Source organism: Natronorubrum marinum (assembly GCF_052040125.1).
Lineage (GTDB): Archaea > Halobacteriota > Halobacteria > Halobacteriales > Natrialbaceae > Natronorubrum.
Map to the genome: position 1 here is coordinate 142,025 of NZ_JBPPFV010000005.1, position 26,192 is coordinate 168,216.

Here is a 26,192-nt window from a genome sequence, read left to right on the forward strand (position 1 = left end):
GCTTGCGAGCGAAACCCGCGAGTCGGTGGATCAGAGCACGTCGAGGACGAAGATCGCGAGATACAACTGGCCGAGACCGGCAACGATCATGACGGCCCCCGCAACGCGTTTCAGCGACTCGCTGTGGGCGGCCAATCGACCGGCGCTCGCGACGAGCCCCATCCCGGTCGCGACCGTCAGCGAGACCATCAACACGACGACGCTGCCGACGTACGTGCCGACGACGAGCGCCGCCGAGACCGGCGGGAGCGCCAGCGCCTGTGCGACCACGGCGACGAACAGGGGTGCGACACAGCCCGCCGCAGCCAGCGCGTAGCCGGCGCCGAAAATTCCGAAGCCGAGGACGCTCGAGCGTCGTTTCGGAAGCGGGATCGTCAGCGACGGGGCGCGGTCGAAGACGACCAGCAGGCCGAACACGACGAGAATTCCGCCGACGATCGGCTCGAACAGGGTGATATTCGACAGCGTCGAGTGGCCGACCCAGTAGGCGGCGACCAGGAGTACACCGAACGTTCCCAGGACGCCGACGCCGGCGATGAGGCCGCGACTCAGTGAGCCGGATAGCGAGGCTTGCTCTCCTTCGGTCTGGCTCACGTAGAATCCGACGTACCCCGGCAAGAGCGGGTACGCACACGGCGAGAAGAACGTCGCGACGCCCGCCACCAGCGCGAACGTGAGCGGCAACGAGCCGTCAGTCATCGGTACGTCTCACCCGTAGTATCGGTGGACTCGTCGCCAGTAGCAGCGGTGACTTCGACGTTAATAGTAGCGGTGTACTCGTCGCTGGTACCAGCATCTTACCCGTCACCGGCATCGGCCTCGAGCGCCTGCTCGATTCCGGACACGATCTCGTCCGCGCTCTTGACGCCCGAATCGGCCCACTGGACGCGTCCCGAGGCGTCGATCGCGGCGGCCGTGGGAAAGCCGCCCTCAAGGTATCGCGCTGTAAGTTCGGCCGCCGGATCGTGGCCAACCGTCCAGTCGCCGTCGTGTTCGTCCCACCACTCAGCGAGTTCCGCTTCGGTAATCGAGCCGTTCTCACCGACTGACTCGTTGGTAACGGAACAGAACAACACCTCGTCTCCGATCCGCTCGTTGGCCGTCGCAAGCGCCGGCATCTGTTCGATACACGGCGCACACCAGGTGCCGAAGAGGTCGACGAACGTCACTCGTCCGAGGTCGGGAATCTCGATCGTTCCCGCCTCGCTCCCGGTGGCGTCGATCGTCTCGATCTCGAGCGGCTCGTCGGGTTCGGTGTCCGACTCGTCGTCCAGCAGACTCTCAGTCGACGGGATCCCGTAGACTGCGATCGCACCGGCGCCGGCGACGACGCCCGCACTCCCGAGTCCGGCGAGGACGTCCCGTCTCCGCATACTCACTCCACCCCGACGACCGTCCTCGTGTCCTCGACGATCTGTTCGTTGTCGACCGCTCGTTCGGACTGGACGGCCGACGGATACGCCCGTTCCACGACGCCGTCCTCGTTGACGAGCGTAATCAAATTGTTGTGCGTGAACGTGTACTCGCCGTGATCGTGCTCGTTATGATCAGATTCGTCTTCGTGATCTCCCGTCTCGTCGTGGCTCTCGTTCCCTCCGGCTTCGTCCTCGTCCTCGACTCGCCGGAGGGGCAGATTAAAGGTCTCCGTCATCACCTCCTCGGCCTCGTCGTAGGTCTCGGGCCGGAGGAAGTGCCAGTTGTCCGCCTCGTAGTCGATACTTCGCTCGCCGGCGTACTTCCGAAGGACCTCGGGCGTGTCGCGCTCGGGATCGAACGTGAACGCAAGCAGCGCGATATCGTCCTCGTAGCCGTGTTCGGCGGCGTCCTCCTGAATCCACCGAAGGCGCAAGAGCAGGGCCGGACAGGCGCCGTCCGGGCACGTCGTAAAGAAGTACGTCAGCAGAAACGGCTTCTCGCCGACGAAATCCTCGAGCGAGACGGTCGTCTCCGCGATCGGATCGGGGAGCGAAAACGAGGGGAACTCCTCGCCGTACTCCGGATACGAGGCACCCGTCGGGTGGTCCGGCGGCGGGAGAATCCCGTCACCATCGTGGCCGCCGGAAAGCGCTTGATCCACCGTGTCGAGACAGCCGGCGGTCCCAGCGATACCCGCGACCCCGAGAGCACGAAGGTACGTCCGTCGTTCCATACGAGATGCGTAGGAGCGCGCCATAAAATGCTCGTTGGTTCGCTCACCGAATGCGATACGATTCGGAGCGGGTGCGATACGACTCGGCGCGGAAGATTCCGAAACCGGTGTCGAACGGTTCCCTCTCGACTGCTGCGATCGAGAGCCGATTACATGTGGGTCGGCGTCGTGATATCCGGCGGTGTCACCGACGTGTTCGACTCGAGCGGTCGGTTCGATCGTCCTCGGATTGGGAGCGATCAGTGTCGTCGCGGGCTTCTGGACCGACCCCGCAGCGGCCTCGAACGTCGCCGCCGGCCTCGGTGACGATCGAACGCTCACCGTCCCGACGTGGCTCACGCTGCTCACCGGCGGCGCGGCCGTCGGAGCCTCCGCGCTGCTCGCCGCGCTCGTGACCGACCGTCGCTTCGTCGATGCGGTCCACGAGTGGGGCGTTCCGCTCGCGGCTATCGCGGAGTCGAGTCCCACCGAATCGGGTCTCGGCGAGTCGAGTCTCGATACGTCCAGTCCCGTCGGATCGACGGTGCTCTCGAGACGAACGGTCGCCGCGGGATCGCTCATCGGTGGAGGTCTCGGCGTGCTCGGACTCGCAGCCGTGATCGTCGTCGGTCTCGAGGGGCCGGCGATGCCGACGGCGAACCTCGCTGTTATCATCGCGTTCGTGGGCGTGCGAGCCGTCCTGCCGATGGTCGCCTTCCTCGTCGTCGATCCGTGGCCGGCGATCGATCCGTTTCGGATCCTCGCGCGCGGTGTCGATAAATTGGTGACTCGAGTCCGAGAATTTGTGACTCGAGTTCGAGAGCGCGCCCGGCGTCACCCGTCGAACCCGAACGCGAACGAAATGAACGGAACGAACGGAACCGGTTCCACCGCGGGCGACTCGGCTCTCCTCGAGTATCCCGCGTGGCTCTCGTCGTGGCCGGCGGTACTCGGGTTAGGAACGCTCGTGTGGCTCGAGCTCGTCCTCCCCGTGACGACCGATCCGGAGCGTCTCGCGCTCGTCGTGATCGCCTATACGGGGTACACCGTCACTGGCGCGGTCCTCTTCTCGCCGGCGGTATGGTTCCGACGTGCCGATCCCCTGGCCGTGCTCTTCCGTCTCTACGGTGCCGTCGCTCCGATTCAGCGACGCGACGGGGAATTTCGACTCGTCGTTCCGGGCGCTCGTCTTCGGGACGCGGACCTCGTGACCGACTCGAGCGACGTCGCGTTCGTCGTCCTGCTGGTCTGGGAGCTAACGTTCAACGGCTTCGTCGTGACACGACCCGGCCGACGGACCGTCGAGGGACTCGTCGCGACCGGACTCCCGGCCCGCGTCGTCTACCTCGCGCTGTTCGTCGGCGGATTCGCCGTCGCGCTCGCCCTCTACTGGCTGGCCGCACACCTCTCGCGGCGAACCGCACCGACGTACCTCTCGGAGCGGGTGCTCGCCCGTCGGTTCGCCCCATCCCTGCTGGCGATCGCCGCGGGCTATCACCTCGCACACTACGTCACGTTCGTCGTCTCGCTCTCCCCGGCGTCGCTGGCGGCGCTCTGGAGCCCGTTCGCCCCGCCGGTGAATCCGACGACGCTCGCCGTGCCCGGTTGGATGGGGACGCTCGAGATCGCCACCCTCCTCGCCGGCCACGTGCTCGCGGTCTGGACCGCCCACGCGATCGCGTTCGACTGTGTTCCGGGTCGGTTGCAGGCGATCCGAAGTCAGGTGCCGTTTGTCGTCGTCATGGTCTGTTACACGGCGCTCAGTCTGTGGCTCTTGACGCTGCCGACGGCGGAGCCGGTGTACGTTGCTGGATACGGTTGAACAGGCACTGGCAGCGAGGAGGGGCAAAACAGCCCCTCAATCGGGTCGATCACCGCGGTTCGAACAACAGGTCGACAGCCGCGATTCGAACGGCAGGTGACAGCCGCAATTCGAGCGGCAAACCAACAGCCGTTTTGTCACTGGCACCCCAAGATCGGCGTAATGAACCGTCGGGGATTCCTGCGCGGAACCGCCGTAGCCGGAACTGCCGCCACCGCGGGTTGTCTCGAGCGACTCGGCTTCGAAGAGCAGTCCGCCTGGTCGAACCCGCCGCTCGTCGACGATCGACCCGACGCCGTCTACCTCCCCGCCGGCATCGAGGAGATGGGGACCTACGGCCGGACGACCGACGGCGAGTACGCCGTCGAACTCACCTACACGATCCCGCACCGATTCTGGCTCGTCGCCGGCGAAACCGAGCGCGTCGACGTCGACACCGACGACAGTTTGCACCTCATGCTCACCGTCTGGGACCCCGAAACGGACACCGTCCTTCCGGTGAACGCCGAACTCGACGTGCGCCGGGACGGCAACTCGGTCACCGGACAGTTCTCGCCCTGGCCGATGCTCTCCCAGCGCATGGGCTTTCACTACGGCGACAACATCTCACTCCCGGAGGAAGGCGAGTACACGGCCCGGATTCGAATCGGCCGGCTCGAGGCCGAGGGGACGGGCGCGTTCGAAGACCGGTTCGATAGCTCGTCCACGCTGGAGATCGACTTCGAGTTCAACCGATCGGACATCCACGACCTCGAGTTCGATCTGATCGACGAGGATCGACGCGGAGAGCGGGACGCTCTCGAGTTGATGGACCACAGCGACCACGGAGCGCACGACGGGTACGGAGACGCCGAGCACGCTGATCACGGAGATACCGAGGACGACGAGCACGGACACGGGGACGGCGACGAGGGACACGACCATGACAACCACGATGACGACGACCCCGGACACTCACCGACGTCCGACGGGCCAGCCATTGACGAACTACCGGGTGACGTCCTCGGAACGGAACGGAGCGGCGACGCGAAGCTATCCGTGATCGTCCCCGACACCGACCGGTTCGCCGACAGCGAGGCGTATCTGATGGCCTGTCTGCGGACCCCGTACAACGACATTTTCCTCCCGTCCGCCTCGTTGCGGCTGACGATCGACCGGGACGGATCGGCCGTCCTTGAGAGCAGTGGCGAGTCGCTGACCGAGTGGATCGATCACGAATACGGTCACCACTACGGACTCGCAGTCGACGATCTCGAGAGCGGCGACGAGATCACGGTCGCCGTCGACTCACCACCACAGGTATCCCGACACGACGGCTACGAGACGGCGTTTTTCGAGTTCGAAGACGTTTCGTTCACCGTCTAACAGGCACGTACCTCTTGCGAGCCTACCGGGTGGGCGATCCAGATCTCCTGTAGACCGGGATCGGTGCCAATACCGATGGTGTGATCATTGCCGGTGCCGATCGTCGAACGGTAGAAATTCGACCCTACGACGACGGAACGAATCGAAACCGTCGGCAAATCGACCGTACGCCTGGTATAACTAACCAAAGCTCACGAATACTCTGAGGGTATGTCGCAATCAGACCACTCAGATATGCGTATCGGCTGTCCGGAGTGTGAAGCACGCGTCGACGCGTCCGTGCCGCCAGGTCCGGGGATCCACGAAGAGCGTGCCACGAACCGACTTCAGGGGACGGAAACCGCGTGTCGGAACTGCGGACACGAACTCGAGCTGTACTACTACTGATCCGCTCGAGTTGTACTACTACTACTGATCTCTTCATCAACGTCGGTGTCGACGGTCAGGTTTAGCTTCGACCGTCCGGTTTGATTGGCTCCGAGATCCCGAGTAGCCGTGGACGACGGACCCCACACGAGGGACACTCAGGCGACGGGAGACGAAACCGGACGGAATCCCAGTCAGTATCTGAAACCGTGCAATTGGCTACTATCGAGTGAGACGGACACACCGTGTTTCCGGTGAAATTACACGATGACCGGTACGAGATGCTGACTATCAGTATGCGATGCTGATCGTCAACACACGAGACTCGAGACCAGCGTCGCCACTGAGTCACACACCGTGTTTCCGGTGAAGACACGTGGTCGGTCCGCGGGGGACATCTTGTACGGCGAGTACGCTGAGAGTGAGGCCGTAAGCAGGGAAGACCGTCGGACGGCTGAAGCAGTGAGTAGAGCTACTGATGTGAGAATGAGAGGACCGAGTCGGTAATCGAAGATTCACGTACGTCGCAAACCTCCGGTTCGCTCAGCGTTGGAGTTTTCAGGTTTAACGGACGTGGTATCGTGCCTGCTCCTCGTATAATCGGTTGCACTGACACACCACGTTTCCGGTGAACGAAAAAAACGAGTGGGGATCGGAGATGTGTGAATAAGTGAGACAACTGAAAGGGTAAATGACAGAGTCGGGTCGCGCGCACACACCGGGTTTCCGGTGAAAGGGGGAAACAGGAGGGGGTGTGGGTGAGATCCGATTCGAGAACTACAGCGAAAATCTGAATTCGAACCAGCGTGGATGTACTTGAACGGAACGAATTCGTGCAAAAGAGTCAACCAGAAGAGTATCCTAAGGACCAACGCTGATTAGCGGAATCTGACCCTAACGGACGTGTATACCGGAATCTAACACAGCGAGACCTTGTGTGGAGACCAATAGTGAAAGTCAATAGTGGAGACCAGCACACCACGCTTCCGGTGAAACGAGAAATAGTCTCCAGATGTTTGTTAAGACGGAGAGGGTAAACAGTATCTATAAGTGTTCAGCTATCAAAAAGTCCATTAAGTCCCAAAACAGAACAGAAATCGACGTGAGTCGATTGCAGTTATTTCACCGGAAACGCCAGTCGTATTCCTGTTCTCCAGTGTGGTCGTTCTCAATAATCGGCTTCATTCGGACGTTATCGTCGGTTTTCGCCAAGTGGCGGTTTCATCCTCGAGGTATGCGATCTCGATCACCTTACGCTCCGTTTTTCGTCGCTGATGTCTTTGTACCGGTAGTGCTGGTCTTCCGTCGAGTTGCGTTCAACTGCTCTATTTTCACGATACGAACACTCACACTGATGAAATCGTGCTCTGATACATCGATAACCGACTCTCACCACACCGGGTTTCCGATGAATCCAACCCCCGTTTCAACTGCACCCCCACCCCCCTTCACCCCGTTTCACCGGAAACGTGGTGTGTGTGTGCTCCACTTTTCACCCCCTTCCAGCTCGTTCCACCCTCCCCTCTCGAGATCCGCTCTCCCCGTGAAATTTCACCGCCTTATCGGTTTTCCGCTGTTGAGTCCAAACAGTAAAGACGTTTCACCGGAAACGTGGTGTCTACTACCTATGTCGAGTTCCGGCGACGACCTCTTCACCCGAGACGATCCGATCTTCGAGAACAAAGAGTTGCTCGAGATCAACCACCTCCCCGAAGAAGGGCGTATCGTCGGGCGAGACGACGAGATCGCGGATCTCGCGAACGCCGTTAATCCGGCGATCTTCGGGCAGAGCCCGAGCAATCTGCTGATCTACGGCAAGACGGGCACCGGAAAGTCCCTCTGTGCGAAGCACATCTCCGAACGGCTGGTCCGCGTCGCGAAAGAGGAGGGCGTCACGGCCGACTTTGCTTACGTCGACTGTGCACAGGACAGCACCGAGACACAGGCAGTCCAGACGATCGCCCACTCGTTGAACGACTCAGCGGTCACTGATATCAAGATTCCCGACAAGGGACTCAGCACGTCGACCTACTACAAACGCCTCTGGCGGGTGCTCGACACCCAGTACGAGGTCGTGCTCATCATCTTAGACGAGGTCGACAAGCTGGACGACGACGACATTCTCATGCAACTTTCGCGCGCGGGCGAAGCCGGGAAACTCGAGGATTGCAAGATCGGCGTCATCGGAATCAGTAACAAGATCAAGTACAAAGACCGGATGGACGAACGGGTCAAGTCGAGTCTCTGCGAGCGCGAGTTCGTCTTCCCGCCGTACGACGCGAATCAGCTTCGGGACATCATGCAGGCGCGCAGCGACGCGTTCAAGGACGAGGTGCTCGACCCGTCGGTCATCCCGCGGGCCGCAGCGCTCGCGGCTCGCGAACACGGTGACGCCCGGAAGGCGATCGACATCCTCCGGTACGCCGGCGAGATCGCCCAGTCGAACGGGAGTAAAACGGTTCGCGAGGAGTTCGTCGTCCAGGCCCGCGAACGGGCAGAAACCGACCGATTCCGGGAGCTCATCCGCGGATCGACACCTCACTCCCGGTACGTGCTGCAGGCGCTCGCGGTGCTCGCGCTCAACAGACCCGAGGAGGACGGCTTTCGAACGACGCGCATCTTCGATGTCTACGAGGAGATCTGTCGGCAGGAGGGCTCCGATACGCTCTCGCTGCGCCGGGTCCGCGACCTGTTAAAGGAGCACGCGTTTCTCGACATCATCGAACAGTCCCGCCAGAGCGGCGGCAGCGCCGAGGGGAGCTACACCGAACACCAACTGCTCGAGGATCCGGACGTCGTACGGAAGGTACTCGTCGAGACGGACGACTCGTAGCGGCGATTCCGATCGATAGGCGAACAGTGCGGTGACATTTCACCGGAAACCAGGTGTCTGATTCACTGACAGTCCGAACTGATTCACCGGAAACGCGGTGTCTCGAGTTACGGCTGAGACGGTACGCCGGTTTCCCAGCCCCGCGGTGAGTCGTTCAGGCGTTCGGCACCGTCCTCGGTCACGACGACGAGATCCTCGATTCTGACACCGAATTCCCCCTCGAGGTAGACGCCCGGCTCGACGCTGAACACCATCCCGGGCTCGAGTTCGCGGTCGTTGCCCTCGACGATGTACGGCGGTTCGTGGACCTCGAGGCCGACGCCGTGACCGGTTCGGTGGACGAACGCATCGCCGTAGCCGGCGGCCTCGATCGTCTTTCGAGCGGCCCGATCGATCGTGCCGGCTGTCACCCCGGGTTCGACCGCATCGACCGCGGCGTGTTGGGCCTCCCGGACGACCTCGTGTACTCGCTCGTACTCGTTCGACGGTTCGCCGACGACGATCGTCCGCGTCTGGTCGCCCGGATAGCGTCCCGTGCCGGCCTCGAGATCGGCGTCGACGAACGCACCGAAATCCAACACGATGGGATCGCCGCGTTCGATCGGTCGGTCGCCGCTGTGGTGATGGGGCCGCGCGCCGTTCGGTCCCGACGCGACGATCGTCTCGAACGCCGGCTTCCCGCCGCCTTCGGCCGCGAGCAGCCGTTCGATCTCGGTCGCCAGCTCCGCCTCGGTCGTGCCGAGGAGGTCGTCCCCGCGCGACCGAATCTCGAGCGAGACGCGATCGGCGACCTGTCCGGCCCTCCGCAAGGCCTCGAGTTCGACCTCGTCCTTTCGGACCCGGAGATCCTCGAGGACGTCGCTCGCGAGACCGAACGCTGCATCCGGAACGCACGCTCTGAGGTCCTGTGTGAACGTTACCCACATCCGATCGTCGACGAGTATTGTCGTGCTGTCGTCGCCCGTTCCGTCGGTTGTCGTGCTGTCGTCGCCCCCTTCCTGCTCGAGCAGTTCCTCGAGAACACTGTCGATAACGGCAACCGGGTCGTCGCTGTCGCCCCAGAGTCGGATCTCGAGAGACGGATCGTCGATCGGCACGTCGGCGAGCTGTCGGTCGTACATCGTCGGCGCGACGATGGTGGGGTCGCCTGCTCGCGGAACGAACAGCAACAGGTGGCGCTCGGAGGGCGATTCTTCGAACCCGGTCAGATAGGTCATATTCGGGCTCGGAAAACAGACGAGGAGTGCCGTGTCGGTGCGCTCGAGTCGGCGTTGACAGTCCGCGATCCGGCGCTCGAAGGGCGATTGCATACTCGCGATTCGCGGGAGAACGGAAAGAACGTTTGGACTGACGAGCTGCTTTCTCGGCCGCATAGCGGTGCGGTCAGTGTTCTCCTGCGGGGCGAATCAGTGGCTGTCTGAGAGGCGAATCACTGCTAGCTTGGCAGACGGCCATATGTACTCCCCTCCGCACTATTGTGCTCCACGCGTCGAGAAATATGGGTGATTGGTATTGATTGGCTAGGCCAGATCCGATCATTTTTCCTCATTGTCTGATGTGTCTGACGAGTAGTGGACGCTATTAGAGGTCCATGCGGATGCAGGCCGCGCAGCAACCCGCCACGAAACTGTGTATTATCAGCGAATGCGATTTACCGACGAGCGGTCGTCGTCGACGCGCCCGACTAACAGACAGTTGCGGGCCGACGGGTACGGTCGTGTGACAGCCGACACGCAGGCCGACGGATCGACCTGTCCCGGCTCGCTGATCGTCGTTTCCAACCGGCAGCCGTATCGACACGAATACGGGGGCGGCCAGGAGGCAGCCGCGGGGACGGACAGTCGATCCATCGAGGTCGACGAACCGACCGGCGGACTGACTGCCGGTCTCGACCCCGTTCTCCAGGAGTCCGAAGGCACCTGGATTGCCTGGGGCGACGGCGAGGCGGACTTCGACGTCGTGGACGAGGACAACTGCGTTGCCGTCCCGCCGGCGGAGGAGTCCTACACCCTTCGACGGCTCGACCTCTCGGACGAAGCGGTCGACTCCTACTACTACGGATTCAGTAATCGCGTCCTCTGGCCCCTCTGTCACGGCTTTACCGATCTGATCGAGAATCGGACGAACGATTTCGACTGGTACCGGACCGTCAACGAACGGTTCGCCGACGCGGTGAGCGAGCACGCGACTGACGATTCGGTCGTCTGGCTGCAGGACTATCACTTCGCACTCGCGCCGGAAATGATCCGTGAGTCGGTTCCGCAGTCGACGACTATCGCGCAGTTCTGGCACATTCCGTGGCCGCTGGCCCGGACGTTCCAGCACTGCCCGTCGGGCGGCAGCCTGCTCGAGGGACTGCTCGGAAACGACCTGCTCGGGTTTCACGTCGACCGATACGCTGAGCGGTTTCTCGACTGCGTCCAGCGGTACGTGCCGGCTGCCAGCGTCGATCGCTCTCGGCGGGTCGTCCGTTACAACGGGACGACGACCCGCGTCGTCGCGACGCCGATGGGCGTCGACGCCGAGTCCTACGACCGAGATGCGCGATCGGTCTCGGATGCGGCGGTATCCGAGCTGCTCGAGCGATACGATATCTCGACGGAGAACGTCATTGGGCTCGGCGTCGATCGACTCGACTATTCGAAGGGGATTCCGGAACGACTGGCCGCTCTCGAGCGATTCCTCGAACGGAACCCGTCGTGGCACGGCGAGTTTACCTTCGTGCAGTCGTGCTCGCTCTCCCGAACGAATATTCGGACCTACGAGCAACACGGCGACCTCGTCCGAAGCGAGGTTACGCGCATCAATCAGCGATTCGGGACGAACGACTGGACGCCGATCGTCTACACCGAAGACTACCTCTCGAACGACGAGCTCTGTGCGCTCTATCGTCGTGCGGACGTGATGGTTGTGAGCCCGCTGTGCGACGGGATGAATCTCGTCGCCCAGGAGTACGTCGCCGCGAGCGTCGACGGCGATGGGACGCTCCTGTTGAGCGATCGGACCGGTGCCCACGAGACGCTCGGCTCCCACGCGCTCACGATCGATCCGGCGGATATTGAGGGCTTCGCGAGCCAGCTCGAGGCTGCGGTCACGATGCCGTCACACGGGCGACAGCGCCGGATGCGCACGCTCCGAAACCGGGTGTTCGACGGCGATCTCGAGTGGTGGATGGACACCCAGTTCGACTGGATTCGCCGGGTACATAACCAGGGCCGCAGCGATAGCCGCCACGGCGGCGCGACTCGAGGAACAGGCTCGGGAGTGGCTCGAGGAACTGACTCGAGCACTGCTCGGGATCGGCCGTCGGACCCGAATTCGGGTCAGACTGGTGACTCCAACGTTAGTACAGAGGATTCCGGTTCTGATTCAGATTCCGGTTCCAGTTCCAATCCAGATTCAGACTCAAATCCGGACTCGGATTCGGATACTGACCCACCCGAATACACCTCCACCGTGTGATCAATGTCGGACGCGACACCACCGCAGCCGATCGACGACCAGCGCGATCGAATACGGTCGCGACTCGCCCGCGCGTCGCATCTCCTGTGCTGTCTGGATTTCGACGGGACGCTCGCACCGATCGTTGACGATCCCGACGCGGCAGCGCCGACGGCCGAAAACGAGGCCGCGGTGGCGACCCTCGCGGCGGCACCGCCGGTGACGACGGCGATCGTCAGCGGCCGTGCGTTAGCCGACGTCCGGCAGCGAATCGACGGCCCGAAGACGTACGCCGGAAACCACGGTCTCGAACTCGAGCGCGATGAGTCGGTCGCCGTCCACCCCGTCGCTCGAAAGCGGGCCACGAAGATCGAGCGGGTCTGCGCGGCGCTCGAGACAGCCCTCGAACCCGTGCCGAACATCCGAATCGAGAACAAGCGCCTGACGGGGACGGTTCACGTGCGATCGGTCTCGCCCGCGCTCCGGCCGACCGTCGAGCACGTGACGACCGCGGTCGTCGATCGATTCGGCGGCGACGCACTCGAGATTTCGACCGGCAAGCGCATCCTCGAAATCGGGCCGTCGATCCCGTGGGGGAAGGGGAACGCGGTCGGCTTGATCGACGCGGATACGCCGCCACGGACGGTGGCGATGTACATCGGCGACGACGTGACCGACGAATCGGCGTTTCGGACCGTCGAACCCGATGGAATCGGAATTCGAGTCGGTGGCGACGAGCCGTCTGCAGCCTCCTGTCGACTCGACGCTCCCGACGACGTCGCGACGTTTCTGGAGTGGCTCGGTTCGATCGGCGTCGACGCACTCGAGCGAAATCGGACGCGAACGAGTTCGGTAGACGACCGATCGACCGCCGCCGTCCGCTCTCTCCCTCCGTTCCGTTCGACCGCTGATAGCCGACCGAACGTCGATACGACACCCATCGACGAGATCCGCTCGAGCTAACTACCCGTTTCAGTCACGCACTGAAACTGAATACCCGATGTTTCCGCGTGCCCTCTTGCCTTCTGCTAGCCGTTAAATGTTAATTTTCGTAATTTTCCGGGCTGTTTTCGCTGCTCGATATCGTAGAAACCACAACCGAAAAAGGCGAAAGTATTAGTTACCACTGGAAATATAGTGGCAGAAGAGAGTGAACGATAGTGAAGTTACGTCAACCTACTGATTTCTTGGTTCTCGAGGCGCTCGAGGACAAGGGTCGAAACGTCGCCACGAATCTCGCCGCTCATACGGGAAAGAGCCGCAAAAACATCAACACGAGGCTCCCGGTACTGGAAGATTACGGACTCGTTCGGAAAATCGGGCCGGCAGAACGGTCCGGATTATACGAGATTACGTCGCTCGGGAAGGCGGCGCTCGTCTACCGGGAGCAGTACGACGAGGTCGACGACTTCGATTCGCTAATCGAAGGTCCAAGCGCGGGCGGGACCGGGCAGAGCGGCGACGCGCAGGCGAGTTTCGTCCGCGGCGAGGACGAGAGCGACGACGACGAAGACTGATTCGGTCGCACCTTCCCCGTCGGCTCCGGGTCGAGTCCTCCCCGTCGATGCGTTTCGGACGGGCTCTCCCCGTCGGCGCGTCAGGGGTGGGTTGTGAAATAAGCGTTCGTCTACGGGAGAAATCCGCCGCCGTAGTTGGCGAGTTCGCGGCGCGCACAGGGCGAGAGCGCCAGGCTGAGCTTCCGGTCGAGACCCGCGGGGTCGGGATAGCTCGTGCCGCATCGCGAGCTATCGGCGTCGTAGTCGGACGACCAGGCGTAACTGCTCAGCATTGGTGAGGCGACGATCGCGTCCCCGTATCGATAGGTGACGCCGTGGTCGTGTTGTAAGCCCAGCGCGTGACCGACTTCGTGGGCGAGGATCTGTATCGTTCGCGGCGGCCGCCCGTTCGGGACGATCCAGCGGTCCGCGTCGGTCTCCGGCGACGAGAAGAGATCCTCGAACGGGTCGAGGGCTGCGATGTGCCTAGCGCCGCCGACCGACGCGATGTGCGGAAGCCCGTAGCCGGTCGGGGCCTGCCGCATCTGGCCGTCCGTGACGAGCAGGTTGACGTCGGAGACCGGTGAGAGATCACGGCGGCCGATCGCCCCCGCAGCGAGCGCTGCTGGCCATTCACCGCCGCTCGTCACCGTCGCACCGTTCTCGGTCGAGACGTCGACGGCTCCGCCACTCGAGACCGTGAGCGACCAGTACTCGAGGTCGAAGATTCGTTCGAGGTACTCCTGTACACGATCGGTAACGCCGCCGTAACTCGCCGCCTGCTCCGAGAGCCAGACGCGAATCTCGAGCGTGTCGACGGGGTCCCGGGTCGCGTACGCCAGCGTCCCGACGGAGGCGAGAGAGCCCGTCGTGCCGAGAAATACGCGTCGATTCACGTTCGTTCCTCTCGCCTCCGATGGCCAGTTCGTATCGCTTCACATAGCTCTCTATTATAGTTGGTCAGTCCTGGTTGATACTCACAGACACGCTCATTTCGACGTCGAACCGATACCGTTGCTTAGGACGTGCATCGTCAGGCTGCGGTCACCGTCGAACGTAACGAAAACTGCCGAGAGGGACGTTACTCGGGGAGTGGACGTCGCGTATCGACGACGCGAGTACCGCGGTCGTCGACGCGTATCTCCGCCCAGGCGGGGAGATCGTCTGTCGGTGTCAGCAACAGCAAGCTACCGTGGCTCGTTTCCACCAGTCGCCGGTCCGGGTCACGCTGTCTGATGCATGGCTTCCATCGTTCGGTACGCAGATTGGTCGTAACCTGGCAATCGGTGTAGTAGTGGCCGTTTGCCCCCTCGTAGAGTACGTCGACGGGCGTATCCATCACCACGATACCACGCTCTCCGTCGGTCGGTCGACGGTGATCGTCGTTGAGGTGGTTGTCGTCCCCATCCCAGTCGTTCGAACTCGAGGCGACGGCATCGGCCCTCGGGTTCACATACCGTTTCTTTAAGATATCGTGACTATCGGATCTCGTTATGAATGTTCCGCGGGCGAGTTCGGACGCAGGTATGCGACCGAGGGTGGTGCCTTCGCTGGCGTCTTGATGAGTTGTCCGTCGCTCGGCAGAATAGCGGTCGTCGTCGTTGACACAACCCGTTGTTGGGTCGCGTATCGCTCCCGTTTCGTCCGCTGCCGCCCTCAGTACGTAATAAGCTCGTCGCCCACCCGATATCGAACCGTTCGTGTCCGTATGCTCTCGATTTTCGCGTTTCGATCGGTGGATCTCTCACCTCGCACACCGGATTTCCGGTGAAGACCTATCGATCAAACCGAGAACGGCCACCCCAGTAGCGAGGTCGGTCCGCACCTCGTTCGACGTTGACTGTGCCGTCACTCCGCCTCGGTGCCAACATCGAAGAACTCGCAGAGCACCGCCTTCAGCCCCTTTCGAAGGTGCTGGTGCATCGTCGGTGGAGTGACTCCCATCGTGTCGGCGATCTCCTCGCCGGTACTCTCGCGGGGCCAGTCGAAAAAGCCGCTGTAGTAGGCGAGTCGCAACGTGGTCAGCTGTCGATCGGTGAGCTGATCGAGGATTCGGTCGCGACGCTCGGCTGCCGTCTGCACCGATCGGTCGACTTCGCGACGAGCGATGAGCTGTGTGTTCTCGTAGACGACGGTCAGCGCCTCCGCGATCTCCCGGACGTCCGCGTCCTGGGACACCTCGATCACGCAGCGGCCGACGCCGTCCTCGACGCTGACGTCCCTGATCGTCGCGCCGTGATTTGCCAGCGTCCGAACGCCCGACTCGGAGAGGCGCATCTCGATCGTACAGTTGGTATCGCCGTCGTGGATGAGTCGACATTCCTCGATCGAGTGGTGGTTGTTGGCCGCTTCGAGGACGGTTTCGCCGTTGATTCCGTCGACCGTCACGTACTGAACGGTCCGCCCGCTGGAGGTCGTTCCGGCCCACTCGAGCGAACACGTACAGCCGTACTCCTCCGAGAGGTCGAACGCGAACGTGTCGCCGCCGTCGATCCGAAACTCGAGTTCGACGACCGTATCGGCGAACAGCAGCTGCCGATTCTTCACGGCCATGATGGTGAAGCCGATGGTCTCGCCGAGAAGTTCGAAGCCGGTCAATTCGTCGCCACTGAACGCCTCGTCACGGCTCGAGAGGACGGTCAACACGCCGTAAATCGAGTCGTTGTGGTCGATTGGAACGGTGATCGCCGACCTGACGTCGTCCTCGCGAGCGGCGTTCTGCAACGGCTCGGGGACCGTCTCGCTCTTCTGGACGTCCATCTCCGTCTGGGCCGATCCCGTCTGGACGGTTCGCTGTCCCAACCACTCGTGGTCGGCGTCGAGCGCTTCGACTGCCTCGAGGTAGCTCTCGGCGTTGCCGGCACCGGTTCGGTACGCAAGCGTCCCTTCGCCCGTGCGCTCGGCGATCCAGGCGCCACAGTACAGCTCCGAGTCGACGAGCTGTTCACAGACCTCGCGCTCGATGGCGTCGCGTGACGGAGCCTCCACCAGTGTATCGATTACTTGTCCGACGACCGCGCTGATTCGATTGAGGGTCTCGAGTTGATCCTGACGCGATCGAAGCTCGCGTTCGCGTTTCGCCCGTTCGGTGATATCCCTGGCGAGCCAGACGACGGCTCGTTGCCCCTCGATTCGATCGTCGATCGGGACGACTCGGGCCTCGAACTGTCTGTCTCCGTCGGTCGTCTTCGCGCCGTACTCGATCGTCTGAATCGTATCGGTCCGGAGCGTTCGGTCGATACACGCTTCTAACTTCGCGGCGACGTCGTCCGGGAAGACGTTTTGGAGCTGTTCACCCGTCAGCTGGTCGGGCGGCTTCGTGTACAGTTCCGCGGCGTCCGGTCGCACTTTCACCTCGAGGTAGGTTCCGTCTTCGCCGAGGACGAACGCCTCGTCGGGCAGTTCGTTTGCGAGGATTCGGTGGTAGTCGCGGTCGTCAGTTCGTGCCGACGGCTGCGTTCTCGCCGACTTCAAGCGCGTCTCCTGGCTCGAGCGGACCGTCTCGAGAATTCGTTCGATCGGATCGTCGTCCGTCTCGGAAGCGACGTACTCCTCCGCGTTTCCCCGCAACGCAGCCGCCGCGAGTGCTTCGCTTCCCGTTTCCGGGACCACGATTGTCGGAACGGCTGCATCGGTCGTGCGACACTGCTCGAGTAGGGCCTTCGTTTCCGCCGGATCGTCGTGCTCGATGACGACGGCGACGGGACCCTGTGCGTCGCCTCCGTCTCGAGAAGCGGAGTCGAACTCGTCCGCGAGACCGTTTTCGAGAGCCGTCGCTACCGAAACCGTTCGAGTCGTGTACGGTGTCCCGTCCCGGAGTCGGCTCTGGAGGGAACTCGATCGAGCAGCCGTGATATGAGTGATCGATTCGGATGGGTTCTCGTGGAACATGCGGTACCAGTATTTACCGATCGCAATCTAACGCCGTCTTCTTTCTGTCCTATCACCACATCAGAATAAAAGACTACTGGTACATCGCCCCGCCGCTAGACGAGCCGTTCGGGAAGTCGTGGGCGATGTCGAACGATCGACCGAATCTCATAAAATTTGATATTAACTCCGTGGGGACTCGTGAGTTCCGCTCACGGGCTGTTCAGTCGACACGCCAGACGTCTCGGCAGCCGGGAACACGTTCGACGGTGGTTCACCTCGTTCGTCGCCCGCTCGCTTGATTTCTGGAATGATGGCTCGTTAACACAGTGTGCACGGTTTACACTGTGTAGAACTTATTCACTGCTTGTACGATACCGTCTCGATAGGCGACGGTAGTGCAGGTTGGGTGATCACCACGTCGCTCAGGGACAGTCACCGCGCAGTTCCAAGACTGTCACCACGTCGCTTCGGAGGGGCCACCACGGTGCCCGTGTGACCACATTTCGGCAGGTCGATATCTCCGATCCGGATTCGCTGAAACTGGTGTCGGTGTCTGCACCGCCACATTGGGACGACGACCACTGACTGCTGGGCAACTACTGAGCCGTGAATTTGCTGAGTCGTGGATCTACTGAGCCGTGAATTTGCTGAGTCGTGGATCTACTGAGCCGTGATCGTTGGAGGAATGAGGACTGGAATCGCCGGGGAGCCAGTCCGTCTCCCGTGCGTGAAACGGTCGTTCGGTGATACGGGTTCGAGTTTCCCCGTCCGAGTTAGATCTCGCCCTGTTCTTTGAGGTCCTCGATGATGTCGTCGACGAAGGACTCGGGGTCGTCGTAGGGGAAGTCCCCGCCCGACGTCTTCGTGTTCAGCTCCATCGCGGTCATCGAGAAGTCGCCGGACTCGAACTTCGTCCCGGGACCGTTTGGCAGTGCCGGCACGAGATCCATGGGGCTCGAGATTGGATAGTCGGCACCTTCGAACGCGTCGATCATCTGGTCGCGGATTTCGGATTCATCTGCCATTGCGCGTGCTAGTTATGCCCGATAAATAATAAATTTGCAGGTAGTTGCTACTGGCGCCGTCGGCGCGATAAGACCGCTACTGTGGCGATAAGGGATCCTCTACAGTGACGTCTGACAATAATTCGCGCAGGTGGACCGCACAACAGCTGCCCGTCCTGCAGCGAGCGGTTCCGTGCTGATTTGTCGGCACGGTAAACCGCCTCGGTCTGCATCGCCTGTAGACGACCCGTCCAGCTAGAGTCGGCGCATGAACTCCGGAAGGATCCCCCGTTCGCTCGAGTCCGCGGCGGCCGCCGGCTCGGCCCCAGGATGATCGAATTCGGTGCCATCGTTACGCACGCCGGGGTCGTCGAACGGGTCCGTCTCCGCGTGGCCGGATTCCGGCGCGCCGGCGGAACGGGCAGTCGCTTCGTCGGCTGTCGCCGCTGCTGTCGGCTCGGTTTCGGACGCTGTTGTGGCCGACTCGGCCGTTGAGCCGCCAGTCTCGGCGGTCGGTGCGTCGACCGGTGATCCGGCAGTCGCTTCGGTCTCGAGGCTCGCTTCGAACGAATCTTGCGAGTCGGGACCGAAGTAATACGGTTCTCTGGGGCTGAGGTACTCGCGAAGCTGGAGGTTGGCGTACCCAGCGACCGCGAGTGCAGGAACGACCAGCGGCTCGATCCCGAACAGCGTCGGTCCGGCGGTCAGGATGACGAGAAAGACCGCCAGCGGCGAGTAGACGAAGTACGCGAGCAATCGAAACCAGGCCCCGACGTAGCCATCGATCACGTAGCTGTACAGCCCGTATGCACCGACCAGGAGACCGATATCGGCGTACAGCGCGACCAGGACTCCGACGTCGCCGGCGACGAAGATGTGCATGTGCGTGGCGATAGCGCCGGTGAGGATCGTCGTCCGATTGACGTAGGTTTCGTCGAGTGCCATCCCGACGACGAGTACCGCAAGCTGGAGCAGCGGCGCTGCCAACCACCAGGGGAGGGAACTGACGAAGAGGCCGAAAGACACGTCGATTACACCTATCTGTGTGGCCCAACCCCTCCCGTTCGCTTTAACGTTCGTTCCGTTTCGAGACTCGATACGAGCCTCGAGTGTCCGTCGGTTTCGTCCGAGTCTTCCGATCCTGTCTCAAAGTCTACAGCTGTTCGAAACAGTAATGAGCCAGGAGTGTGCACTGTGTCGATATGGCGAAAGATACCGTCAGATACCCGGACGAGGTCGTCGAGGCGATCGACGAACTCGTCGACGACGGTATGTTCGAGAGCAAATCCGAGTTCTATCGCTTCTCCGCGGAGTACGTACTGACGCTGATCAACTCCGATCACGAGGTGGAGACGTTCAACTTCGACGAGATCAAGTCCGAACTCGATATCAGCGAGCAGGATCACGCGGCCGTGCTGGGCACGGACGGCGGCACGTTCTTTCTCGACGCCGTGATCAACGTCCGCAAACACGGCCTTCGCGGCGACTACGAGGCCGCGGAACGCTTCATCGACACTCACTACGATTCGACCGACCAGGAGTGTATTATCCTCGAGGAACTGCTCGGAACCTACCGTAACCAGTCTGCCTAATTTCGCAGTCGGTTTCGCTCGACCCGAACGTCGTTCGATCCCCACGGAGATGGATCCGACCAGCGCTCCCCAGTCTCAGGAGTCGAGGGCTTCGTCGAACGGTTCGCCCAGCGCCTCGAGATCGAGATTGTCGCGGACCAGCGTCGCGGCGCGGTCGTAGGGCGACGTGCCGGCCGCTGCCTTCCCATTAGTTGCCGTCGATTCACTAGCAAGCGGCGGCCACTCGATTCCAGCTTCGTTGGCAACGTGTGCGAGAAACGCCGACCGAACCGCCTTGTTATCGAACAGTCCGTGGAGATACGTCCCTAGCACACGCCCGCGGGCCGCACTCGACTCCCCGAGCGGCCGAGAGACGTCCTCGAGCGCCCGCGTTCGTCCGGCGTGGATCTCGTACCCAGAGGCGGTCCCATCCGTTCCGATGCCGGCGAGCAGCGGCGTCGCGGTTCCGTCGACCGGAACCGACGTCTGCTCGAGCCGTTTGCTGCCCTCGAACTCGGTCTCGACCGGCAGCAGGCCGAGTCCGTCGATCACGTCCGCCTCGCCCGTGCCTTCGAGCGAGGCGTTCGTGATTCGCTCGCCAAGTAGCTGGTAGCCACCACAGACGCCCACGATCGGGCCGTCGAAATTCGCGAGCGCGTCTCCGAAACCGGCCCGGTGGAGCGCCAGCAGATCGTCCACCGTGTTCTTCGTCCCCGGCAGGACGACGGCATCGGCGTCGACGTCCTCGAGCGCCGCCACCGCGTTCACGGTTGCGTCTCCGCCCTCGTCGGTCGACCCGCTCTCGACCGGGACGAAAACGACCGAGACGCCGGGTTCAGCCGCCAGCGCCTCGAGATCCGTCGCGTTCGAGATTCTGGGGAGTCGGGGGACGGCGATCCGCAACCGTCGGTCGGCGGGCACGCCGTCGTCGTCACCCAGCATGCCGCGTTCACTCGTCGACGGAAGGCCGACGCTGTCCTCCTCGGGCAGTCCCGGATCGTCGTAGGGGAGGACCCCCAGAATCGGGACGCCGGTTTTCGCCTCGATCTCCTCGATGCCGGGCTCGAGCAGCGTCGGGTCGCCCCGGAATTTGGTGATGGCTGCGCCCACGACGCGCTCGCGAAGCGCGTCGGGCAGGAGCTCGACGGTGCCGTAGAGGCTGGCGAACGCCCCGCCGCGTTCGATATCGACCAACAGAAGGACGTCGGCGTCGGCGAATTGAGCCGTCTCGACGTTTGCGAGGTCCCGATCGTGGAGATTGATCTCGCCGATGCTCCCCGCGCCCTCCGCGATGATTACGTCGTGGTCGGCCGCGAGTCGGTGGAAGGAGCCTTCGGCCGCGGTGCGGGCTTCGTTCCAGTACGATTCGTAGTACTCGCCGGCGGGAACGTGCCCGTGGGCCGCTCCCTGGAGGACGAGCTGGCTCTCCCCGTCGCCGCGGGGTTTGAGCAGCACCGGATTGCAGTCGGTGGTCGGCGTCGTGCGGGCCGCTCGAGCCTGCACGAACTGGGAGACGCCGATCTCACCCCACTGGTCGGCGTTCGGTTGGTCGACGTCCGTGGCGTCGTTTCGACTGCTGGCGAAATCCTCGTTATCGCTCTCGGCGTCCTCTGCTCGCACCACGACGCGAGCGTTGTTACTCATGTTCTGTCCCTTGAACGGGGCGACCGAAACGCCACGATCTGCGAGCAGCCGGCAGAGTCCGGCGGCGACCGTCGACTTGCCGACGTGGCTGGCGGTCCCCGCGACGAGAAGGGTTCGTGTCATCCGCGTTGGGGCTACTCGCGTGCCGTGAAGTATCGTCCTATCGGTTCGGCGTGGCGCGGACTCGAGTGAGTCCCTCGCTCGAGGTCGTCTCGCCCACTATTCGTCGTCGTAGCCGGGTTCCGGCGGCTGGCCGCCTTCGAACTCGACCATCTCCCCCTCGTGCGGTTCGATGTGGCTCAGAATCTCGTGGGGGACATAGCCGATGTTGTAGCCCTCCTCGTCGTGGAGGACGATCCCGTGTTCGTACTCGCGGAAGTCGAAGCAGTTGATCTCCTCGTAGGCGTTGCCAGGTTTGTAGATGACCTTCATGCGAGACCGATCAACGGATTGGCTGGTCTGGGTGTGCCTTGCAGATGACGGGCGCTTTCAGGGTACAGACGTGAGCCGACTCGAATCTGCAATTCATATCATGCTTTCGAGGACGGTCTGTCCCGACAGCTTCCGATGAGAGAGACACCACCTGTTCAATCGTTTTCCTGCCCACCCTCTCTTGAGTGGCGTTACAGACCCCACCACCGATTCAAACGTATCGTTGGGACAGATGTCGTAACTAGCCTATTTTCGCGCATTCACTCTCTGCAATGGGCCAGACTACTTCTCACACACCACTTGTTCAAACGTTTTCAAAACGAGTGCATTACGGTTCTGATTAGAAAAGCATCATTATAAGTTTACTTATTTTTCAGCATCCTCATTCGGTACTTTTCCGGATAATAAGCGTTCTCGCGTCACATAACGTTTGAATTAGTGGTGTCTCTCTGTTGTCTATCGAAACGAATGAATCGTTCGTAACGTTCGAACCAGTGCCTTTATTATATAGAGTGAATGATTGTAACCAATGACCCTCTTCGAGCGATCTGAAGCTATCTTCGAGGATGAAAACGTCCTCCACGACGATTATCAGCCCGACTCGCTCGAGGAACGTAACGACGAACTCGAACAGTATACCGCGTATTTTCAGCCCGTTATCAATGGTTCACAACCGCGGAATATCTTTCTCTACGGTAAAACAGGAGTTGGAAAAACAGCGGCCACAAAGTATCTTCTCCATCACCTCGAGGAAGATGCAAAACAGTACGACGACCTCTCCATCACGACGGTCTACCTAAACTGCGAGGATCTGACCAGCAGCTATCGAGTGGCTGTCGCACTCGTCAATACGTTCCGTAGTCCCTCCGAGCAAATCAGTCGAACAGGACATCCGTTGAATGGTGTTTACGAAAAGTTGTGGACAGAACTTGACCAGATCGGCGGAACCGTCCTGATCGTTTTGGACGAAGTTGATTATATTGGAGACGACGATTCGATCCTCTATCAGCTCCCTCGCGCCCGGAGCAACGAGAAAATCGAACGTGCTCGTATCGGAATCATCGGGATCAGCAACGATTTTAAGTACCGCGAAAAACTCGATCCGTGCGTTGAAGACACGTTGTGTGAGCGCGAACTCCACTTTCCACCGTACGACGCGAACGAACTCCAAAATATCCTCGAAAAACGTGCCTCGCTTGCGTTTAAAAACGGTATTCTCGAGGGAGAGGTTGTCCCATTATGTGCAGCACTTGCTGCGCAAGATAAGGGCAGTGCTCGTCAAGGCCTCGATCTACTGCTCGAAGCCGGAGATTTGGCTCGTCGACGAAGTGACTCCGTCGTCACTGAGGATCATGTTCGCGAGGCGAAGCAGCTGCTCGAAAAACAGCGGATCGAAGAGAGTATGAAGGAGCTAACCTCTCACGGGCATCTCACTCTTCTGGCAGTTGTCTCGGCGACTGTTTCACGACCGTCTCGAGTACCTTTTCAAAAGCAAGACCTTTACGAACAGTATACGGATCTCGCGGTCGCGACTGACCGTGATCCACTCGGAGGCAGAGCGTTCCACAATCACTTAGCTGAACTCTCGATGCTTGGCGTTCTCAATCGAACGAAGCGAAACGATGGCAGAGGTGGTGGGATATATTACGAGTACGAGATCGATGTCCCGATCGATGCAGCCCTCTCAACGCTGGAAAATCTACATATGAGCAGTGAACTCGATTTGGAATCGCTGTGGCGAAACGCGAAAGAAGGAGGTCTCGTGTGACCTTTCACAGAACCGATCAGTCAGCAGGTGACCCCCACACCACCGATTCAAACGTTTCTTTCTTTTACCTGCCGGCCAGTCGTCGGGTTCTCACGGGCTGAACTACCGCCTTTCACTTGTAGCGGTTGCGTGTCCTATCACCGAATTCGAGTTGTAACTCTCAGTCACTCACTCGATACCGTTCCTCCCAGCGCGGCCCGGCGCGACTCGAGAGCACCACCCCGATCACACCAAACCCAACCCCTGCAACGCCGAGCACGAGGGCAACAGCCCCGGACGGCGGCACGACGACGAACCCGGCGACCAGCGTCGGCACGAGCGCGACGCCGACGCCGACGGTGAACATCGTGAACCGAACGGCGTCGAAGAGGAACTCGTTGGGATCGAAGCCGGCGATGTAGACGGTTAGGCCGTAGTAGTACAGGGCGTAGCCCGCCAACAAAATCACACCGACCAGCGCATCCAGCATCGTTGCGTCGAACCAGACAACCGCCGCCAGGTACGGCACCGCGACCGTCGGTGCGCCGACGAGGACGAACGCGATCCGTTTCGCCCGAAAGACGTCTTCGATCGAGACGGGGTAGGTGAGGTAGTCCTCGAGCGAGTCGAACTGCGTCAGCCAGTTGTACGTGGTAAACGCCGTCAGGCCGAGCACGCCGCCGAAGAAGATCCCTGGCGCGGGCGCGATGCCGGTGATCGAGTCGACGACGCCGACGAGCGCGGCGACGAGCGCGAACAGGATCGCCGCGGAGACGAACGGCTTCGCGACGCCGCCCGACGAGCGCGCCAGATCGAGCAGCGTTTTCGAGACGAGCGCACTGCTGTTGTCCGTCCCCAGCGGTAACGCGTCGCTGAGCCGTGCGAACCGGTCGCCGGCAGTCCGGGAGGGCCGGCCGTAGGTCGGGTCGTACAGCGCGAGCGATGCTACGCCGACGAGAACCGTCCCGGCGGCCAACCCGAGCGCACCGCCGAGCGAGCCCTCGATCGGCACGAACAGGGTCCAGCCGTCTCGAGCGGTTCCCGTCAGCCACGATCCGCCCGCAGCGACTGCGATCGTCCCGGCGATCGCCCACGTCGGCACGCCGCGCGTCCGAATCGCGATCATCGCGACGGTCAGCGCCATGCCCACCGCGAACGAAAGCGATAGCGAGAGCCACAGCGTCCCGACGGCGACCGGCGCGGCGGACACCTCTCCGACGAGGACCGCGTTGGCGAGCGCCATCGGAAGCACGAACGCGACTGCGTAGAACAGCGCGTCCTTGACGAGGAAGATCCCCAGCAACCGCCGCCGGGACAGCGGCAGCGTCGTCGACGTCGAGAGGACGAGCGAGAGTCGACCGAACACGTTCTCGAGCATGTCCGAGCCCGCGAAACCGGCCGTCCCGCTGTAGAGTCCGAAGCCGAGCGCGAGGACGTGGAGCCCCGTCACGATCGTTCCGTCGGCGGTTCCGGTCTCGAGCAACGCCACCGTCGCGCCGACGGTCAGGACGCCGATGACGACCGGGAAGAGCACGAATCGCCAGCCGCCGAACAGCTGCGTGTGCAGCCGCCACTCCTCCCGGAGAAGGAGCGCGAACAGTCGCCACGTCGTCGATCGCGGTGAGCGAGAGACCGTACTCATTGTTTCGGCTCGGCCTCTAGACGATCGAGCGACGGTGCGTCACGAACGTCAGCGTCCTCGACGCGCTCGAGGAAGATCTCGAGCAACGATTCGTCGCTATCGATACCGTCGCTTCGGTCATCGGGACCATCGCCCGCACCGCTATCACCGCCGTTACTGCCGTCGAGCGACCGTTCCGTCACGATCTGCCCATCGGCGACGATGCCGACCCGGGTACAGATCTCCTCGGCGACGTCGATGTTGTGCGTCGAGACGAAGACGGCGTTGTCGCCGGCGGCGTAGGAGACGAGGAACCGCTTGACCTGTTCCTGGACCAGCGGATCGAGGTTCGCCAGCGGCTCGTCGATGAAGACCACGTCGGGTTCGTGGACGAACGCCTGCGCGATCATTACCTTCTGCTGTTGGCCCCGCGAGAGATCCGTGTGGAGCGTGTCGAGTTTGCTCTCGAAGCCGAGTCGGTCGGCCCAGACGTCGGTCTGCGTCGCGACTCGATCGGGCTCGAGCCCGCGGACATCCCCGACGAAATCGAGAAACTCCCGCGGCGTCAGAAAGCTCGGTGGCGAGCCCTGTTCGGGCAGGATCCCGACCCGGTGTCGCGTTTCGATCGGTTCAGCAGTCGGGTCGGTCCCGAGGACCTGAACCGTTCCTGCGTCCGGCCGGAGCTGTCCGGTCAGGACTTCGATCGTGGTCGTCTTCCCGGCGCCGTTCGGCCCGAGAAAGCCGTACAGCTCGCCCCGCTCGACGGAAAACGATAGCTCGTCCACTGCGTCGACATCCCCATACGACTTCACCAGACCGTCGACCTGTATTACACCCATCGGCTGCGTG

22 protein-coding genes are annotated in these 26,192 nt (G+C 61.9%); 9 read left to right on the forward strand and 13 right to left on the reverse strand.

The window, feature by feature from the left end:
• Window positions 1-30 precede the first annotated feature (30 nt).
• The 3 genes from ACSFC5_RS22245 to ACSFC5_RS22255 form a co-directional block, all read right to left on the reverse strand.
• The gene (locus ACSFC5_RS22245; RefSeq protein WP_440767399.1) at window positions 31-699 is read right to left on the reverse strand and encodes a cytochrome c biogenesis CcdA family protein; all 669 of its coding nucleotides are present in this window, start codon (window positions 697-699) and stop codon (window positions 31-33) included.
• Window positions 700-797: 98 nt separating this feature from the next.
• Window positions 798-1,373 (reverse strand): TlpA family protein disulfide reductase, encoded by a 576-nt coding sequence (locus ACSFC5_RS22250; RefSeq protein ID WP_440767400.1) that lies wholly within the window; start codon window positions 1,371-1,373, stop codon window positions 798-800.
• A 2-nt stretch (window positions 1,374-1,375) separates the two neighbouring features.
• Complete coding sequence (locus ACSFC5_RS22255) at window positions 1,376-2,149, reverse strand: SCO family protein (RefSeq protein WP_440767401.1); 774 nt, start codon at window positions 2,147-2,149, stop codon at window positions 1,376-1,378.
• Window positions 2,150-2,330: 181 nt separating this feature from the next.
• On the opposite strand from ACSFC5_RS22255, the gene ACSFC5_RS22260 reads away from it, so the two are divergent.
• The 4 genes from ACSFC5_RS22260 to ACSFC5_RS22275 all read left to right on the forward strand — a co-directional run bounded on the left by ACSFC5_RS22260 (window position 2,331) and on the right by ACSFC5_RS22275 (window position 8,514).
• Complete coding sequence (locus ACSFC5_RS22260) at window positions 2,331-3,950, forward strand: hypothetical protein (RefSeq protein ID WP_440767402.1); 1,620 nt, start codon at window positions 2,331-2,333, stop codon at window positions 3,948-3,950.
• Between the two features lie 162 nt (window positions 3,951-4,112).
• Entirely contained in the window at window positions 4,113-5,315 is a 1,203-nt protein-coding gene (locus ACSFC5_RS22265; RefSeq protein ID WP_440767403.1) for an iron transporter, read from the forward strand.
• Window positions 5,316-5,525: 210 nt separating this feature from the next.
• Entirely contained in the window at window positions 5,526-5,702 is a 177-nt protein-coding gene (locus ACSFC5_RS22270; protein ID WP_440767458.1) for a hypothetical protein, read from the forward strand.
• A gap of 1,606 nt (window positions 5,703-7,308) precedes the next feature.
• Window positions 7,309-8,514: a Cdc6/Cdc18 family protein gene (locus ACSFC5_RS22275; RefSeq protein WP_440767404.1), complete on the forward strand. Its 1,206-nt coding sequence runs from the start codon at window positions 7,309-7,311 to the stop codon at window positions 8,512-8,514.
• Between the two features lie 107 nt (window positions 8,515-8,621).
• On the opposite strand, the gene ACSFC5_RS22280 is transcribed toward ACSFC5_RS22275, so the two are convergent.
• Window positions 8,622-9,824, reverse strand: a complete 1,203-nt coding sequence (locus ACSFC5_RS22280) for a M24 family metallopeptidase (protein WP_440767405.1) — start codon at window positions 9,822-9,824, stop codon at window positions 8,622-8,624.
• A gap of 334 nt (window positions 9,825-10,158) precedes the next feature.
• Between ACSFC5_RS22280 and ACSFC5_RS22285 the strand changes: the two genes are divergently transcribed.
• The 3 genes from ACSFC5_RS22285 to ACSFC5_RS22295 all read left to right on the forward strand — a co-directional run bounded on the left by ACSFC5_RS22285 (window position 10,159) and on the right by ACSFC5_RS22295 (window position 13,472).
• The gene (locus ACSFC5_RS22285) at window positions 10,159-11,976 is read left to right on the forward strand and encodes an alpha,alpha-trehalose-phosphate synthase (UDP-forming) (RefSeq protein WP_440767406.1); all 1,818 of its coding nucleotides are present in this window, start codon (window positions 10,159-10,161) and stop codon (window positions 11,974-11,976) included.
• A 3-nt stretch (window positions 11,977-11,979) separates the two neighbouring features.
• Window positions 11,980-12,918: a trehalose-phosphatase gene (otsB, locus tag ACSFC5_RS22290; RefSeq protein ID WP_440767407.1), complete on the forward strand. Its 939-nt coding sequence runs from the start codon at window positions 11,980-11,982 to the stop codon at window positions 12,916-12,918.
• Window positions 12,919-13,115: 197 nt separating this feature from the next.
• The gene (locus ACSFC5_RS22295; protein WP_440767408.1) at window positions 13,116-13,472 is read left to right on the forward strand and encodes a winged helix-turn-helix transcriptional regulator; all 357 of its coding nucleotides are present in this window, start codon (window positions 13,116-13,118) and stop codon (window positions 13,470-13,472) included.
• A gap of 110 nt (window positions 13,473-13,582) precedes the next feature.
• Here the strand turns inward: ACSFC5_RS22295 and ACSFC5_RS22300 are convergent, their stop codons facing one another.
• The 5 genes from ACSFC5_RS22300 to ACSFC5_RS22320 form a co-directional block, all read right to left on the reverse strand.
• Entirely contained in the window at window positions 13,583-14,347 is a 765-nt protein-coding gene (locus ACSFC5_RS22300) for a zinc metalloprotease (RefSeq protein ID WP_440767409.1), read from the reverse strand.
• A gap of 185 nt (window positions 14,348-14,532) precedes the next feature.
• Window positions 14,533-14,904, reverse strand: a complete 372-nt coding sequence (locus ACSFC5_RS22305; protein WP_440767410.1) for a hypothetical protein — start codon at window positions 14,902-14,904, stop codon at window positions 14,533-14,535.
• Between the two features lie 395 nt (window positions 14,905-15,299).
• Window positions 15,300-17,342, reverse strand: coding sequence for a bacterio-opsin activator domain-containing protein (locus ACSFC5_RS22310; protein WP_440767411.1), 2,043 nt, complete (start codon window positions 17,340-17,342; stop codon window positions 15,300-15,302).
• 755 nt (window positions 17,343-18,097) lie between these two features.
• A complete protein-coding gene (locus tag ACSFC5_RS22315; protein WP_090311698.1) occupies window positions 18,098-18,349 on the reverse strand; it encodes an MTH865 family protein in 252 nt (83 codons plus the stop codon).
• A 234-nt stretch (window positions 18,350-18,583) separates the two neighbouring features.
• A complete protein-coding gene (locus ACSFC5_RS22320; RefSeq protein WP_440767412.1) occupies window positions 18,584-19,354 on the reverse strand; it encodes a hypothetical protein in 771 nt (256 codons plus the stop codon).
• A gap of 176 nt (window positions 19,355-19,530) precedes the next feature.
• On the opposite strand from ACSFC5_RS22320, the gene ACSFC5_RS22325 reads away from it, so the two are divergent.
• Window positions 19,531-19,920, forward strand: a complete 390-nt coding sequence (locus ACSFC5_RS22325; RefSeq protein WP_090311696.1) for a CopG family transcriptional regulator — start codon at window positions 19,531-19,533, stop codon at window positions 19,918-19,920.
• 75 nt (window positions 19,921-19,995) lie between these two features.
• On the opposite strand, the gene ACSFC5_RS22330 is transcribed toward ACSFC5_RS22325, so the two are convergent.
• Both ACSFC5_RS22330 and ACSFC5_RS22335 read right to left on the reverse strand, forming a co-directional pair.
• Window positions 19,996-21,666: a cobyric acid synthase gene (locus ACSFC5_RS22330; RefSeq protein WP_440767413.1), complete on the reverse strand. Its 1,671-nt coding sequence runs from the start codon at window positions 21,664-21,666 to the stop codon at window positions 19,996-19,998.
• A gap of 96 nt (window positions 21,667-21,762) precedes the next feature.
• Complete coding sequence (locus ACSFC5_RS22335) at window positions 21,763-21,975, reverse strand: hypothetical protein (protein ID WP_440767414.1); 213 nt, start codon at window positions 21,973-21,975, stop codon at window positions 21,763-21,765.
• Window positions 21,976-22,504: 529 nt separating this feature from the next.
• On the opposite strand from ACSFC5_RS22335, the gene ACSFC5_RS22340 reads away from it, so the two are divergent.
• Window positions 22,505-23,743, forward strand: coding sequence for an orc1/cdc6 family replication initiation protein (locus ACSFC5_RS22340; protein WP_440767415.1), 1,239 nt, complete (start codon window positions 22,505-22,507; stop codon window positions 23,741-23,743).
• A 160-nt stretch (window positions 23,744-23,903) separates the two neighbouring features.
• Here the strand turns inward: ACSFC5_RS22340 and ACSFC5_RS22345 are convergent, their stop codons facing one another.
• Together ACSFC5_RS22345 and ACSFC5_RS22350 are read right to left on the reverse strand one after the other, a co-directional pair.
• Window positions 23,904-25,364 (reverse strand): hypothetical protein, encoded by a 1,461-nt coding sequence (locus ACSFC5_RS22345; protein WP_440767416.1) that lies wholly within the window; start codon window positions 25,362-25,364, stop codon window positions 23,904-23,906.
• Window positions 25,361-26,182, reverse strand: coding sequence for an ABC transporter ATP-binding protein (locus ACSFC5_RS22350; protein WP_440767417.1), 822 nt, complete (start codon window positions 26,180-26,182; stop codon window positions 25,361-25,363). Before ACSFC5_RS22350 ends, ACSFC5_RS22345 begins: the two co-directional genes overlap by 4 nt.
• Window positions 26,183-26,192 lie beyond the last annotated feature (10 nt).